This window comes from Pleurocapsa minor HA4230-MV1 (assembly GCA_019359095.1).
Lineage (GTDB): Bacteria > Cyanobacteriota > Cyanobacteriia > Cyanobacteriales > Xenococcaceae > Waterburya > Waterburya minor.
Window position 1 is genome coordinate 109,418 of the sequence record JAHHHZ010000024.1, and the last position, 15,492, is coordinate 124,909.

A 15,492-nucleotide genomic window follows, 5' to 3' on the forward strand; every position below is an offset into this window, starting at 1 on the left:
AATAGCTTTGGTTTTAGCGCAAGATGGCAAAAATTACGCTTAATTGTGGATCACAAAAAATAACTCTGATGGGGGTTAATCTAGCAAAAAATTACACTCTTAAAGCTGTTTCTGTATACAATATATAGAGGTTATATCTTCAATTTTAACTGAATTGACTAAATCTCAAAAAGCTTTAACTTATCAAGGTGGCTGCCATTGCGGTTCAGTCCGCTTTCAAGTATTAATAGATAGATTTATAGCAGAAGATTGCAACTGTTCTATTTGTCGTAAAAAAGGGTTTTTGCATCTGATTGTTCCTGCCGAAAATTTTGAGCTATTGCAGGGATTAGATAGTCTGACCTGTTATAGTTTTCATACCAAGGTTGCTCGACACACTTTTTGTTCGATCTGTGGCATACATGCTTTTTATCGCCCTCGGTCTCATCCCGATTCAATTGATGTTAATCTGCGCTGTTTAGATCGAGATATTACGGACAAATTTACTATTCGCTCATTTGATGGCCAAAATTGGTCAGATAACATTGCTCAAATTCGCGATTAATTCAGCTTTAGGTCTTAGTTCATCTCCAAGCATAATTCTCTTATTGGCAGCTTGGTTAGACTATCTTATTGGCGATCCTTGGGGGTGGCTACACCCAGTGCAGGTGATGGGATGGATAATTCAAAACTACACTGATTTAACAGTCAAAGTTTGTCCTCCTGGTTGGCAACGTCGTTTAGCGGGAGTAGGGTTAGGTCTCGGCTTAATTATTGGTAGCGGATTAATGAGCTGGTTGATGATCTGGCTTAGTAAAACTGTTCATCCTATTCTGGGATTAACTGTCCAAATAGTCCTTCTAGCTAGCTGTTTGGCGGGTAAAAGTCTGCGCCTTGCCGTACAGGATGTTTTAGTTCCAATTAATGCTCATAACTTAATCGAAGCGCGATCGCGTCTTAGTTTATACGTCGGACGAGACACCAAGAATTTATCACAGCCAGAAATTCTGCGAGCCTTATTAGAGACTGTGGCGGAAAATGCGGTCGATGGTGTGACTGCGCCACTATTTTATGCGATCGCTGGTTCTTTTACTCCTCTTGGTGCTGTTCCTGTCGCCTTAGCTTATAAAGCTGCTAGTACATTAGATTCAATGGTCGGCTATCTTCGTGAACCCTATACAGATATAGGTTGGTTTAGCGCTCAATTAGAAGATCGTTTAACCTGGCTCCCTTGTCGTCTAACGGTGCTGACTTTGTGTCTTGGTTCGCTTAGACCTTTAGAGATTTGGGGAATCTGCCGTCGTGATGGCATTAAAGATCCTAGTCCTAATTCAGGCTGGAGCGAAGCTGCTTATGCAGGAGTATTAAAAGTCCAACTAGGAGGAGAAAACACTTATCAAGGGGTGGTGCGAGAAAAACCTTTGCTAGGCAATCCTACAGAACAAATCTCTCAAGCAAAAATTAATGATGCTTTAACCTTAACTCGCTATATTTTTTTAAGTTGGCTGGCGATCGCGATCGCTATTAATTATCTAGGTCAGATTTTTTAACTCACTTTGATAATCATTTAATAAATAATGCATTTTTAGCATGGTTAAGCACAGCATAACAACATAAATGTGACTTAAATAACAATCCGCCTCAAATTTATCTGTTACAACAGAAGCTGTGATTTTTCCAGATCTATTCAGATCTCTATTTAAATGATGTTTAGTGCTGTGTTCAATCCTTATGTTTACAAATAATTAACCATAACTTCAGACAAACTTTACAGCAATTAGGTAATCTTGCTCAGGCAAAATGAAGAGGAAATCGTGCAGCATAAGATTGAATAAAAAGTTGATCAGCCAATCAGCTTTTTTACAGATTAAACTTCGCCAACCAACTAGAATTCTCTCGTTTAAGTCGGCGCATTTAACTAGACAACTAGACATAAAAGAACCATAGTCAATCAATTAATACCGTTAGTAAATACTGATATTGAGGAGTCCATGATGAATTTAGTACAGCATACATTTGAAAGCTTGCATCCTAGCTTGTGGCTAGCTCGTATACAAGCTATATCTCCCATTACCTTAACCAAGCAAAGTAAAATCGATCTGCTATCTCCTGTGCGTAAATGGTTAGACGATCTGGCAATTAAAGATCGTGCTTTTGCCCATCGCATCTGTAGAATAATCCCTAGCCAATGTCCGTTTGAGCGAGAAATAAAGTTATTGGGACGTACTTTGGTCAAAATTCCCCCCATGTGTAAGCTTAATCCTGTTTACGATGAGGTAATTGCCTTGCGTTTCCGAGCAATTTGCTATCTAGCCGATACTTGTGGTGAGGATGTTAGCATCTACTGTTGACTATAGATTAAAATTGAGTGATCTTAATCTTTTAACAGACAATCGTGGCAATTATTGCACTCAAAGCTTGGTATTTAGCACAGTATGAACCGATTAAGCAGGTAATTCAACGGCCTTTTACTTTACGCTTAAGTAGAAATAGCCTGTTAAAAACAGGTTTGCGGGCAGATTTTTTAGACGATCGCCTTGAAGTAGAAGGCTCAGACTGGTTTCAACTATATCTATCAGGCAAAACAGTTGAATTTTATATCCAAGGTAGTGGTACTTATGTAGTATCCAATATTGATTTAGTTTCTCAAGAAATTTATTTCACCAAATCTACCAGTATTTCGGGGTTGCAACCAACTATTTACTACAGTCCTCAAACTCATCACCAGGCTGCTAATGAAGCGATTACCTCGGCTTTAACCACCATTATCGATAATCTCGCAACGCGATCGCGAATTCCCCTAACTCTAGAGGTTACTCCCCGCACTCCAGGCTCACCGCTACGCTTGAGTAACAGTCAGTTTAGCAAGATTGGGAAAAGTTTACTGTTAATTGCCGATGTCACCCCGATTGAGAACATTACGACAGGGGATCGGTCTGAGTTACTTATGGACTCGAACGTCTGTATAGAATTGGGCTATGGGATTCAAACTAAAGATCATGGTCAGATTTTGCTTTTAAGCCAAGAACGCGCTGATTTATCAGGAACGTCACCTTTCGATATGGCTGGCTATAAACAATTGAGTTTTACTGACGGTAAGCAACTAGCCAAGAGTCTGCCCAAATTAATCGACACCCTGTTGCAGAGATACAGCCTGTTTTAAAGGCAATTAACTCACGATCTTAAAGACAAAGTAAAAAGAGAAGGTTCATAAGGTAGACTTTAATTGAGAACTATTCTTATAAAGAGCTAGAGAAGTTACCCAAATTTCTGCTGGCGATCGACATCTAAATAATGAATCAGTCAGTAATTCTCCAGCTTAACAACATTACTAAGACTTATCCTGGTCGAGCAAGCTCTGGCATCAACAGTCAGTCCATGGCAGTTTTAAATGATGTCAGCTTAACTCTTAATCATGGTGAATTATTGGGCTTATTAGGGCCATCTGGATGTGGGAAAACCACCTTGCTGAGAATAGTGGCGGGATTTGAGTCCATATCCCAGGGAACAGTGGCGATCGCGGGCAAGGTAATTTGTACTAACTGCGAATCCTTAGCAGCGGAGAAACGTCAGACAGGCATGGTGTTTCAAGATTACGCCCTGTTTCCTCATTTGACGGTGGCAGAAAATATTGCCTTTGGTTTGAAACGTCAGCACAAAAACTTGGGTAAGGGTTTATTTTCTCGTCAGAATCAGCCCCAGATTAAGCAGAGAGTGAGAGAAATTCTGCAACTGGTCGGATTAGAAGGTTTTGAACAGCGTTACCCTCATCAACTTTCAGGAGGGCAGCAGCAACGTATTTCTTTAGCCAGAGCCTTAGCACCTGAACCAGCGCTGATCTTATTAGATGAACCCCTGAGTAATTTAGATGTCCAGGTACGCCATCGTCTGCGAGCTGAAATTAGGGCTATTCTCAAAGCAGCAGGAACATCAGCTATTTTTGTCACTCACGATCGCGAAGAAGCTTTGGCAATCTCTGATAAAATTGCCGTGATGCGCCAGGGCAAAATCGAGCAGGTAGGAACTCCAGAAGAAATTTATCTCAACCCAGCAACGCACTTTGTAGCCGAGTTTGTTACTCAAGCTAATTTTCTACCTGCTACTAAACAGGGACAAGTTTGGGTTACAGAAATTGGCGAGATAACCGCGCCATCTCAAACTAATCAAGCAACAACTGGAGACTTAATGTTGCGTCCTGAAGATATTACCCTAGTAGCCGATCCCAACTCAAAAATTGTGGTTAGATCGAGACAGTTTTTAGGTCGAGAGTACTATTACGCAGTAGAGACAGCTTCAGGCAAAATAATTTATGTACGGATGGGTTTGGCTACAGCGATCGCTGTGGGGGAAAAAGTGAGCTTATCTTTCAATAGCGATACTCCCCAGATCTTTGCCAAAGGATAAGCTTCGCAAATAGGAAATAGGAAAGAGAAAGTAGTAGGTAGTAGGAAATCTCAACTATTTAAGCTGGTAGAACCTTCATGTACAGTTTTAACCCACTTTAAGCGTTTGGGACGGATGGACATGCGAGCAGTAACGCTAAACATGACTATTTGCCAATGAAGCATGTAGACTAAACCCCGTAAAGATTGAGCCGTAATTTTAAATAAAACAGGTATTACTGGTTGAGCAGAAGCTTTTTGTACTCGAACTAACCCCCGAAACATCCCCACGAAACCCCAGGCAAATAGTAAAGCGGTCACAGGACTGAGGATTGGTAAACGGTGACGAGCGATCGCCATAATGCCATCAGGTACATTAGCTGCGGGGACAAGGTATTGCAGCAGCATCCAGCAGAGTAAATCGATTCTCTTGCCAAATCCCATCGGCGTACGGAAAATATAGCGCCAATAGTCGAGGTAGCGTTGATAGCCACCTTCTGCCCAACGATTGCGCTGATGCCAAAGGGAATAGGCGTTAGTAACACCCTCTTCTAAGACAGGGGGAGTGAGCAGAAAACCAATTTTCCAGTTATCGAGATGAAGACGGATAGTCAGGTCTAAATCATCGGTGATCGTTTCTTCGTTCCAACCACCACAGCTATGAAGGGCTTGACGGCTGACAAATTGACCATTACCTCTCAGTTCGCCGATTCCACCTACGGCAATACGTTGCTGCTGGACATAGCTATCTAAAGCCATCTCTGCTGCCTGTCCTTTCGTCCAAAAGTTTTCGTCAGAGTTAGCGATCGCTTTTCTGACCTGGACTGCTCCCATTTGAGCATTATCAAACAATGGTACAACTCTTCTCAACAGGTCGGGTGAAACCTTGGCATCCGCATCAAATACGCCAATAATGTCGCCAAAAGTTTGCGGAATTACCTGATTTAACGCCCCTGACTTACCACCTCCAGCATTAGCCCCCCGATGAACTACTTTAAGTTGCGGATATTCTTTCGCTAGCCGATCTAAAATTGCGGGAGTATTATCAGTACTGCGATCGTCAATTGCCCAAACTTCATATTTGTCGGCTGGATAATCGAGGTTACAGAGCATTGCGACTAGGTTACTGATGACAACTTCCTCATTCTTGGCAGCTACTAAAAGGGAGACTTGAGGCGCATCTGTCAAACAGTCATCGGCTAAAGGATTGGGTACAGGATCCGACTTGGCAAATAAATAGCGTAATATTTGCATCCCCACCAGAGATGTGAAGCCGAAAACCAACCAGATGCCCCAACTAACTAAATTTAGAATAATTACAGTTAGCCAGACTGTCATTAGTAAAAAGGCAGCTTTTTGTCTACGCCCCGCTAAACCCTGAAAAAAGTTCTCCCGAAACTCTTCTTCGGCAACTTCTGGGTCGGATAATTCAGCTAAAAGAGAATTAATAGGATCTAAATCTGAATCGGCTTGTTCTTTTGACCAATAATTCTCTGTCATAATTATGTTTTTAAATCTCTGCGCTAGGCTCAAAACTTTAGGCGATCGCGTCTTTGATGTTGCAAATCAGCAATCAAATTATTGTTAATCGTCCTGGCTCAATTGTAGCGAAAATTGTAAACTTTCTTTACAGAATTTGAATTTGCACAGTAGCGAATAAAGTGGCTAATATCTTAATTTATTGGTTCTCAGGCTGATTTTTGGTTAAAGTAAGTAGCAGCAAGAGTTTAATTTTTCTAAATTTAATTGAAGTTATAACAACATGATGATCGGTAGTTGGGTTGAGGGGTTGGCGATCGCTTTAGCCTCAGTATTGTGGGTAGAGTTGGTCAGAGATTTATATCATACTTTATCTCATCTCTGGCAACCCTTATATCGTCTTCACGTCTGGCATCACAAAGTTTTTCGCCCCGATCTCTCAGTCGTCAGCGATACAATTTATCGTCAGGCTCATTGGTATAATGACGTACCAGAGGCTTTGGTAATGCTGATCTTGAGCATTCTTCCCTGGCAGTTTTCTCAGATCTGGAACATAACACCTCAGTGGGCAGCATGGACAGGTTCTGTTTATACTTTAAGCTTTTTGTTAGGCGCGATCGCCCGTGGACTTGGTATTCCCTGGGTGGATGAACTAACAGATGTGACCCATCGACCAGGAGAGTTTACCAGCCTACCTTCCCGCTGGCTAGTTAATCGTCCTTACCATTGGCGACACCATTTTGATAATCAAGATGCTTATTTTTCTGGAACATTGACGGTGGTAGATAAACTTTTAGGTACAGCATTGTCTCTTAAGCATAAACGCATTGCCGTTACGGGAGCATCAGGAACTTTGGGTAGAGCTTTATTAACTCAACTACACCTGGCGGGGGCAAAGGTAATCGCTTTAACTTCCTCTGAAATGGAAATCGAGCTAGAAATTGCGGGGGAGAAAATCCCCATCAAAACTATATCCTGGCAAGCTGGACAAGAAGCAGAATTACTCCCTCAGTTAGAAAAAGTTGATATTTTGATTTTAAATCATGGAGTTAATGTCCATGGTCAAAGGGATGAGAGTGCGATCGCCAAGTCCTATGAAATTAATACTTTTTCTACCTTGCGTTTGATGGAGTTATTTTTCCAAACCGTCAAAAGCGATCGCGACATGATTCGCAAAGAAGTCTGGGTCAATACTTCAGAAGCAGAAGTTAACCCTGCTTTTAGTCCCCTATATGAATTGAGTAAAAGAGCGATCGGCGAATTAGTAACCATGCGTCGTTTAGACGCTCCCTGTATGGTACGAAAGCTTATTCTAGGGCCTTTTAAGAGTAAGCTTAATCCTCTTGGCGTAATGTCCCCTGAATGGGTAGCAAAACAGATTGTTAATTTAGCCCGTCGAGATATACGTAATATAATCGTGACGATTAACCCCCTAACTTTTATCTTGTTTCCCTTGAAAGAATTTTTTACCTCTACCTATTTCCGCTTTTTTAGTTCAGCCACTCGATAACGAACATAAAAGGGCTTCGCTCCAGCTATAAGCTTAATTAGAAGAGCTTAAGGCTTATAGCTTATAGCTTACAGCTTTTGATCAATGCTCAAGAGACTAAAAATCAAAGTCGGGCATCAGCTTTAAAACTCCCATCCCCAGATCTGTACCGTTTATTGATTTAACTTCAAATAAAGCCAGCATATCTTTTGCTTGAGGATTACCTCGATTTGCTCCTGTCGCTCCCATCGCCACGACTAATCCACAATAGCCTTTAGTTTTTTGACAGCGTTGATGCCATGTTTCCAAAGCTTTGGTTTGTTGTGCCACATCTTGAGAATACTCAGCAAAGATATATAGTTCATCATCCTCGGTTTGCAGCATACCCAAATCATAAACCTCTCCATTAAAAGGATCGTGACCAGGATTAAAACAGACTGCTTTTAAACCGCCCGCATCTTTAATTCTGGTAATCAAACGGTTTGCCTTAGAGCGAGTAGTTTGAATAAAAATTGTCGGCAGTTCGGAAGCTTTATTGGCAACTTTAGCCGACTGGCAATAGGTTTTTGACTGGTGCTGAAGTTGTTTAATCAATTCTCTGGGTATGCTAGCTAAACTGACCAATGCGCCGTCGGGAATTAAATCTTCTTGGATCGGAATATTTGCTTCTGGGGCAAAGCTAGAAAAATCCCTTTGTCCCATATCCAAAAGTTCTGCTGATAATTCTGGTAGGGTAGAAACTTTAGTGTTAATGTGCTTCTTCTCTGCTGTGACTGGCAGCACAATCCGATAAGATTTAGTTATCGCTTCAATTGGTTCTTGAGCCAGGATTGAACGATGGCGATCGCAAAAACGCTGTAAAGATTCTAAAGTAGCGTAAACAATGCTGGTTTCGGTTTCATCCAGAAAATGGCGCATTCCTTCAAAAGGATGCAGACTCCCAAAAAATGCCTCCATTGATGGCTCATCTAAAACACTGTTTTCTGGTTCTACCTCTTCATAATTAAGAAACCAACAGTCTTGAGCTAAAAAGGCTTTTTCTAACTCGGCTGCTGATTGATGCTCGCCCAAAGCTGCCTGACGAAATTGCTTAAGCGAATCTAAAGAGCGATAAATTAACACTCCATACTCAGCCGACATCATACCCATAATACAGATATATACCCGCTCTATTTCACAGTTGTTCAACTCCACCTGTAAAATATCGTTATCTGCTAATAATTCCCACGGAGCATGTGACCAAATCTTGCTAGCAACCCGATCGATCGCCTCTTCATAAGCAGCAGGCAAAGGACTAGGCTGATCTTCTTCCATGACGGCAAAACCTTCAAAAAGACGATCTATTAAGGGTAGGTGAGGAGCGTATTCGACGCTAATCCCGAGATCCTGCAATACTCCCCGCAGAAAAAACTGAATTTCGCGATCGCGCACCACAATTTTTTGTGGACGACAAGGCTGGGTTGGGTGGTGAGGCGATTCCATGGCGCGTAACAAAGTTCGCACTACCGCTTCTAGTCCCATATCTTCTGACACTACATCCATAGCACGGACAGCACCTTCAGAACCATCCACCCAAATAATACATTGGTCATCGGTGTTCTTTACCCCGTCTAGATGCGATGCCATACTGCCGAGAGAACGGCGATCGCCTTCCCAAACAACATTTGCCAGGGGGATTTTTTGCAGTCTACTTCTAGTTGTGGGGGGGAGAGTGGTCATAAATGTTTGTCGCTACGTTCTTTGTTTGACAATATCTGCTTTGTTTTCTTGAGCAGTTTGCAATAGTAAACCATACTCCATACCTTCAACAACTGCCTGGTAGGAAGCGTCTAAAATATTGGCAGATACGCCTACAGTTGTCCAGCGTTTAACTCCATTACTTGATTCTACTAAAACACGAGTCTTGGCTGCAGTGCCTGCACCACCATCTAGAATACGAACTTTATAGTCTGCTAAAGAAAAATCGGCGATCTGAGGATAAAATCCGACTAACGCCTTGCGCAAAGCACTATCTAAGGCTGCTACAGGGCCATTACCTTCGGCTACCTCCAATAAATTTTTGCCGTCTACTTCTACTTTAATAGTTGCCAACGCCTTACTGGCAGGATTATCGTGTTCTTGATAAATATTACAGTGAACCTGAAAACCTTTAAGTACAAACAATTGTTTCCCAGGAGTAAGAATTGAGCGCATTAATAATTCAAAGCTGGCTTCGGCTGCCTCAAATTGATAGCCTTCGTTCTCCAAGATTTTTAGTTTGTCGAGAATCTGACGACAGGTAAGATCTTGTTTACTCAAGTTAATGCCAAACTTGGCGGCATAATGTAAGACATTGCTCAATCCTGATTGGTCAGAAATGACGATTCGGCGCTGATTCCCTACTAGTTCTGGCTGAATATGTTCGTAAGTGCGAGGATTTTTCTCTACGGCTGAAACGTGAACCCCTGCCTTATGGGCAAATGCCGATCGCCCCACAAAAGGAGCATGGTCATCAGGAGCTAAATTGACAATCTCGCTAATCGAACGACTAGTCGGACTCAAATTACTTAGCTGTTGCTGCCCCAAACAAGAATAGCCTAACTTTAACTGTAAATTGGGAATCAAAGTACAAAGGTTGGCGTTACCGCATCTTTCGCCATAACCATTAATTGTTCCCTGAATCATAGTTACCCCCGACATCACAGCAGCGATCGCATTTGCCACTGCCGTTCCTGCATCGTTATGAGTGTGGATACCCAATTTACCTTTAATTTCTGGCATTGCCTCGATTACCTCGGTGACAATCTGAGTTACTTCATGGGGCAAAGTACCACCGTTAGTATCGCACAGTGCTAGCCATTCTGCTCCTGCTCTCACGGCCGTCGAAAGAGTTAAAAGCGCATATTCAGGATTTTGTTTGTAGCCATCAAACCAGTGTTCGGCATCGTAAATCACCCTTCTTCCCTGACTTCTTAGATACTCAATGGTTTCACTAATCATCGCCAAGTTTTCAGACAAGCTGGTTTTGAGCGTCTCCACAACATGAAGATCCCAAGATTTGCCAAAAATTGTGACCCAATGAGTCCCTGCTGCCAAGATCGCCTGAAGCATTTGATCTTCGGCTACCGCCATGTTAGGACGACGAGTAGAGCAAAAAGCTACTATTTCTGAATTCTGTAAAGGTTCTTCCTTTAATTGCCAGAAAAACTGAACATCTTTCGGATTTGCTCCTGGCCAACCCCCTTCAATAAAAGGGACTCCCAGGCGATCGAGCTGGCGCGCAATTTTTAGTTTGTCATCTAAAGACAAAGAAATCCCTTCCCCTTGAGAGCCATCTCTGAGGGTGGTGTCATAAACCTGAATTACCGATTTTTGCTTCATTGAGTTAATTGGTGCAACCATCATTAACAAATGTTAAGTTACTTAGAGAGAAATATTTTAACTACCCAAGTTTGAGATTTTTTTATGCCTACCGTAACTGTACAAGGAAAAATCCTTACTGTGAGGATGGTGATAACTTACGCAAAGTTTTATTGAAGCGCGACATTAATCTTCACAATGAGTAATGGGTAATGGGTAATGGGTAATGGGTAAGTAAGTAAGCGTATTAAATCGGTAATTAGTAATTAGTAATCAGTAATCAAAATGAATGTTTTTAAAATATCTCCACTCATTCGCATCACTCTCTTATCTCTCTATATTGGTTTAACAGTGCCGTTACCGTTTCTTGCCGGCTTTACTGACGCACCTGTACCACCGTGGCTGTTGTGGATGGGGATTACTTTGGGAGCGATCGCTGTATATGCTGCTCTCAGTGAACGAGTAATTTTAGACGATGACCAGATTAGAGTAGCTTATCCAAACTGGGTGCCAAAGTTCTTCCGTCAAGGATGGTCTTTGTCTTGGAAAGAGATCGAACAGCTCAAAATGCGTACCACTGGACAAGGTGGCTTAGTTTATTATTTTACCTCTCCTACCACTGAAAAAGCTTATTTACTGCCAATGCGGGTAGCTGGGTTCAACAAAATGGTTACTTTGGTCGCTGAGAAAACTGGCATTGATACAATTGATATTCGTCCTCTGTCTCAACCCTGGATGTATTTGATTCTATTTGCCTGCACAATGGTTTTGTGGCTCTTAGACGGTTGGACAATCTGGACGGCAACTCAAATGTCTGTCTAATAGATTTAACTGTCTATATTCTGCTTGAGCCAACTGCTCAACATTTCTTCTGTAGTTGTCCCGCTAGCTATCCCCAGCATAACTTCTACAACGTCTAACTCTGAAGCGATTAGCTTAACTTGATTAATTTCTAAAAAAACTGCCATCACAATAAAAGCCGTACGCTTATTACCATCAACAAAGGGATGGTTAATCGCAATTCCATAGCCTAATGCAGCAGCCAAATCACACAGGCTAGCTTGAGGATTATAGTTGGCTATGTTGGTAGTTCTAAATAACGCGCTTTCCAGTTTTCCTTCATCAATAATTCCCGTTGTTCCGCCAAATAAGGCAAGTTGCAGCTCATGTATTGCTTTGGCTTGGGCAAGGGTAACTGACTTGATTTGACTCACTTAGCTAATTCTTTCATGGCGTTACGGTAGCGATTAGTAATATTCTTGGCAGCTTCCATCGCTAACTCAAATTCTGGATCGTAAGGGGTTAATTGTATGCCGTCAGGTGTTTGAGTAACATACAGACTATCTCCTTCTCCTACGTTCATCCGCTCTAATATTTCTTTGGGGATACTAGCACCTAATGAATTACCAATTTTACGAATTTTTAACTTCATTTATTTGTCAACCGTAGTTACGAATGTATCTACTATTTTATCAGCAACAATCAATAATTTTTTAAATATTGGTTATTTTTCTGCCATAAGCTAAAAGCTAAAAGCTAAAAGCTAGGGCAAAGCCCTTTACTGAATGATGGGATCTTGGGCATAGTTGAGACGTATTTGTTCTAGCTGTCTAATTTTTTCGACGGCGGTTTGGATTTCCTGGTAGTAATATTCCATCAGCTTAAGATCTGTTGCGGGATTGAGGTTTTGTAGCTGCCCAGAGCAGTAAATCTGACGTCTTTGGTGGTTCACCTGTTCTAAGGAGGCGATCGCTTCTGCTACTCTAACTTCGGTGCGGAAGACATCTTCTTGAGTTTTTTCGTCAAGATAAAACAGCTTCGTTACATTGACAACGTTTGGCGGAAAACTGGGACTAAGATTATGTAGTTCACTGAGTAAAGGGTTAATGTTGCTCATGGATGAACTGGAGACAGTTTCCTCTAGCTTAATTATTTGTTGCCAAAGAAAACGATGGGCAGCCACGTTAAATAGTAAATCTTTGCTTTCTAGCTCCTCGATGATTAATTCACGATAGCGGGGGTAATGGATATAAATACGTAATAGTAAGGCTTCAGCTTGCTCTAAAAGTTCACTTTCAGGATCGCTAGCGATCGCAAAAGTAGGTTTCGAGGCAGATTTTTTTTGACTTAAATTGTGATTATTATTTTGGTAGTTTGTGCGTGTTGACTTTATTTGTGACTTCAGGGTAGCCAAATTTTGCAAAACTAATCGAGTATCTCCCAGACTTAGGAGTTCAGCACAGTGAGTCAAGTAATGGTTACGTTGATTAGCATCCTGTAGTTTGTTGAGGAGTTTAATCATTCCTGCTGCTACCTGCTGAAATTCGTCCGCAGCTTTGAGATTTTTATCTGCTAATAAGCGTTCAATCAGCCAGTCGAACCACAGAGGAGCAGTTTCTAGAGCTTGATAATAGAGTACTACGCCATCTTCTCGGCTTTTTTTAATAAATTCATCGGCATCCTTGCCACCAGGAAGATTAAGAATACGTAGTTGTACCACTCCACCATAGACTAGATCTTCTACTTCGGCGATCGCTCTTTCCGTGGCTTTTTTCCCTGCATTATCGGCATCAAAGTTAAGAATTACCTGTTTAGAAGCAGTAAAGCGAAGTAGCTGTTTAAGCTGATCTTGAGTAAAGGCAGTACCCAAGGAAGCCACCACATGCTTGATTCCTGCTTCATGGAGAGCGATCGCATCAAAATAGCCTTCGACTACTATCGCACAGTCTGCTTGACCAATGGGACTACGAGCTTGATCCAGGGCAAAGAGAGTCTTGCTTTTATCAAATAGGGGGGTTTCAGGAGAGTTAAGATATTTCGGCTGATCTTCATCGTTAAGACTGCGACTGCCAAAGCCAATAATTCTTCCCTGGAGATCCTTGATCGGCATAATTAAGCGATCGCGAAATACGTCATAGTAGCCACTACCTGTTTTACGGGGTTTAATTAATCCCGCCTGTTCCACAAGGTTAACAGGATAACGTTTCTGCTCGACTAAATAGCGATAGAGAGTTTCCCAGCCTCCAGGCGCATAACCAAGCTGGAAACTGCTAATAGTATTTTCTTCGATGTTTCTTTGCTGACGGAGATAAGTTAACGCCACCTCCCCCTGAGACTGATACAGAGCGTGCTGAAAAAAACTTGAGGCGATCGCTAATATTTCGTATAGTTGTTCTTTTAAGGTAAACTGACGCTGAATTTCCTGTCTTTGTTCAGGCTCAACTGTCTTAATCTCAACTTGATAGCGCCGAGCCAAATCGAGAACAACTTCCGCAAAAGACTGCTTATTAATCTCCATTAAAAATTTATAAGCATTCCCCCCTGCACTACAGCCAAAACAGTAATACACTTGCTTATCTTGACTAACGCTAAAGCTAGGTGTTTTCTCATTATGGAAAGGACACAAGCCTAGAAAATCTTTGCCTCGTTTCCTCAGCACAATATGCTCGGAGATCACATCAACAATATCGACTCGCTGCTGTACTTCTTCGATGGTGTCGGGATGCAGTCGCGGAACTTTCACTAAATAACAATCTCAATCAAAAGTCTTAAATTGCCAGAATATTATTCTATCCTGTTACTTATAGCTTTACTGAACGCTCAAATATTATGCTGTCACAATGGGATTGTTTTCTGAAAAACTTAGGTGAATGGCATGGCTCATTTACTCGCTTTTCGCCTCAAGGGGAAGAAACAGCCGATACTCCCACCCTAGTCACTTTAGAGGGATTAAATAATAATCAAAATGTACATCAGGTAGTGCGTTACTTACCTCCTGGTGAACCAGCTCGCGACGTAGTGGTAGATTATGATTCGCTCAACCGCAGTATCATATTTTTTGCCAATGGTGCTTTCTCCCAGGGAAGTATGCAGTGGGGCCCCTATAGTACTTTTGGCGGTGAATTTGGCTTGATTGATAATGAGTTTGGCGATGGTACTCGTCGGCTACGAATGGTAGAGCTTTACAACAGTTCGTCTCAGCTGGAGAGAGTAGTGCTGATTAGAGAAAAACTGCCTCATAGCAATGTGCCAGAAAGACCAACTTTAACTGTAGATAGCTTAATCGGCGAATGGCAGGGAAAAGCCGTAACTTTATATGCAGATCTCAGTCAGCCGACAGAATTTTCCACTCATTTAGCAATTAAACAAAAGGATAGCAATCAGCTAGAACAGAGTTTATCTTTTGGCGATCGCACAATTAGTTCAACTGCGAAAATAGAAGGCTCAAGATTATTATTTGACAACAGTGATTTTCCCACTCAGGTAATGTTATTTCCTGATGGTGCATCCTGTAGTTGCCCTTTAAAAGTAGGTTTAGGTCATAATTTCGTTTTAGAAATGGGCTGGCTATTGCAACCTAATCTTAGACAAAGGATTATGCGTAGCTATAACGAAAAAGGTAATTGGGTTAGCTGTACCTTAGTGACAGAAAATAGGAAATAGGAAATAGGAAATAGGAAATAGGAAATAGGAAGTAGGAAGTAGTATTTTAAAGATGTTCTAACGTTTTTACGTTGAGCTATATATTTTGTTTGATAATTATTTTACTTTAAATTAAGTATATTTACATATAATCTAAAATACTTTTTTAATCAATTTTATAAATATTTTAGGTAATTATATGCAGTTTAGATAGTTTCGAAAATATTAGATATCAAGGTTCTTTTGCTATTCTTCCGTAAATATACGCTAAGCAAGTTATAAATTTACATTGTTTTTTCTTGAGGTTATACTTTGTAGATTACAGGGTAGATTATATTTTAAAACTAAAACTAGTTTAATTTAGTTCGAGACTGATATTCAATCAAAACTAACTAATATTTA

The 15,492-nt window shown here is 41.2% G+C and carries 14 protein-coding genes; 8 read left to right on the forward strand and 6 right to left on the reverse strand.

Annotated elements, in window-relative coordinates; genetic code table 11:
- The first annotated feature begins 154 nt into the window (after positions 1-154).
- The 5 genes from KME09_15830 to KME09_15850 all read left to right on the forward strand — a co-directional run bounded on the left by KME09_15830 (position 155) and on the right by KME09_15850 (position 4,383).
- Complete coding sequence (locus tag KME09_15830) at positions 155-544, forward strand: GFA family protein (GenBank protein MBW4535405.1); 390 nt, start codon at positions 155-157, stop codon at positions 542-544.
- Positions 501-1,529 carry an adenosylcobinamide-phosphate synthase CbiB gene (cbiB, locus tag KME09_15835; GenBank protein ID MBW4535406.1) on the forward strand — a complete coding sequence of 343 codons (1,029 nt, stop codon included), beginning with the start codon at positions 501-503 and terminating at the stop codon, positions 1,527-1,529. The genes KME09_15830 and cbiB overlap by 44 nt, the downstream gene beginning before the upstream one ends.
- Positions 1,530-1,973: 444 nt before the next feature.
- Positions 1,974-2,330, forward strand: coding sequence for a Mo-dependent nitrogenase C-terminal domain-containing protein (locus tag KME09_15840; protein MBW4535407.1), 357 nt, complete (start codon positions 1,974-1,976; stop codon positions 2,328-2,330).
- 44 nt (positions 2,331-2,374) lie between these two features.
- Positions 2,375-3,142, forward strand: a complete 768-nt coding sequence (locus KME09_15845; GenBank protein ID MBW4535408.1) for a hypothetical protein — start codon at positions 2,375-2,377, stop codon at positions 3,140-3,142.
- Between the two features lie 131 nt (positions 3,143-3,273).
- Entirely contained in the window at positions 3,274-4,383 is a 1,110-nt protein-coding gene (locus tag KME09_15850; protein ID MBW4535409.1) for an ABC transporter ATP-binding protein, read from the forward strand.
- A 50-nt stretch (positions 4,384-4,433) separates the two neighbouring features.
- Here KME09_15850 and KME09_15855 read toward each other — a convergent pair whose 3' ends face one another.
- Positions 4,434-5,861, reverse strand: coding sequence for a glycosyltransferase family 2 protein (locus KME09_15855; GenBank protein ID MBW4535410.1), 1,428 nt, complete (start codon positions 5,859-5,861; stop codon positions 4,434-4,436).
- Positions 5,862-6,126: 265 nt separating this feature from the next.
- Between KME09_15855 and KME09_15860 the strand changes: the two genes are divergently transcribed.
- Positions 6,127-7,350 carry a bifunctional sterol desaturase/short chain dehydrogenase gene (locus KME09_15860; protein ID MBW4535411.1) on the forward strand — a complete coding sequence of 408 codons (1,224 nt, stop codon included), beginning with the start codon at positions 6,127-6,129 and terminating at the stop codon, positions 7,348-7,350.
- Positions 7,351-7,446: 96 nt separating this feature from the next.
- Here KME09_15860 and KME09_15865 read toward each other — a convergent pair whose 3' ends face one another.
- Together KME09_15865 and cimA are read right to left on the reverse strand one after the other, a co-directional pair.
- On the reverse strand, positions 7,447-9,048 hold the full coding sequence (locus KME09_15865; protein ID MBW4535412.1) for a hypothetical protein: 1,602 nt from the start codon (positions 9,046-9,048) through the stop codon (positions 7,447-7,449).
- Positions 9,049-9,060: 12 nt separating this feature from the next.
- Positions 9,061-10,689 (reverse strand): citramalate synthase, encoded by a 1,629-nt coding sequence (gene cimA / locus KME09_15870; GenBank protein MBW4535413.1) that lies wholly within the window; start codon positions 10,687-10,689, stop codon positions 9,061-9,063.
- A gap of 264 nt (positions 10,690-10,953) precedes the next feature.
- On the opposite strand from cimA, the gene KME09_15875 reads away from it, so the two are divergent.
- Positions 10,954-11,490 (forward strand): hypothetical protein, encoded by a 537-nt coding sequence (locus KME09_15875; GenBank protein MBW4535414.1) that lies wholly within the window; start codon positions 10,954-10,956, stop codon positions 11,488-11,490.
- 5 nt (positions 11,491-11,495) lie between these two features.
- On the opposite strand, the gene KME09_15880 is transcribed toward KME09_15875, so the two are convergent.
- The 3 genes from KME09_15880 to dnaG form a co-directional block, all read right to left on the reverse strand.
- Entirely contained in the window at positions 11,496-11,882 is a 387-nt protein-coding gene (locus tag KME09_15880) for a type II toxin-antitoxin system death-on-curing family toxin (protein ID MBW4535415.1), read from the reverse strand.
- A complete protein-coding gene (locus KME09_15885; GenBank protein ID MBW4535416.1) occupies positions 11,879-12,100 on the reverse strand; it encodes an AbrB/MazE/SpoVT family DNA-binding domain-containing protein in 222 nt (73 codons plus the stop codon). The genes KME09_15880 and KME09_15885 overlap by 4 nt, the downstream gene beginning before the upstream one ends.
- Before the next feature lie 126 nt (positions 12,101-12,226).
- Complete coding sequence (gene dnaG, locus KME09_15890) at positions 12,227-14,191, reverse strand: DNA primase (protein ID MBW4535417.1); 1,965 nt, start codon at positions 14,189-14,191, stop codon at positions 12,227-12,229.
- Positions 14,192-14,277: 86 nt separating this feature from the next.
- On the opposite strand from dnaG, the gene KME09_15895 reads away from it, so the two are divergent.
- Complete coding sequence (locus KME09_15895) at positions 14,278-15,111, forward strand: DUF3598 family protein (GenBank protein ID MBW4535418.1); 834 nt, start codon at positions 14,278-14,280, stop codon at positions 15,109-15,111.
- Positions 15,112-15,492: the final 381 nt, after the last annotated feature.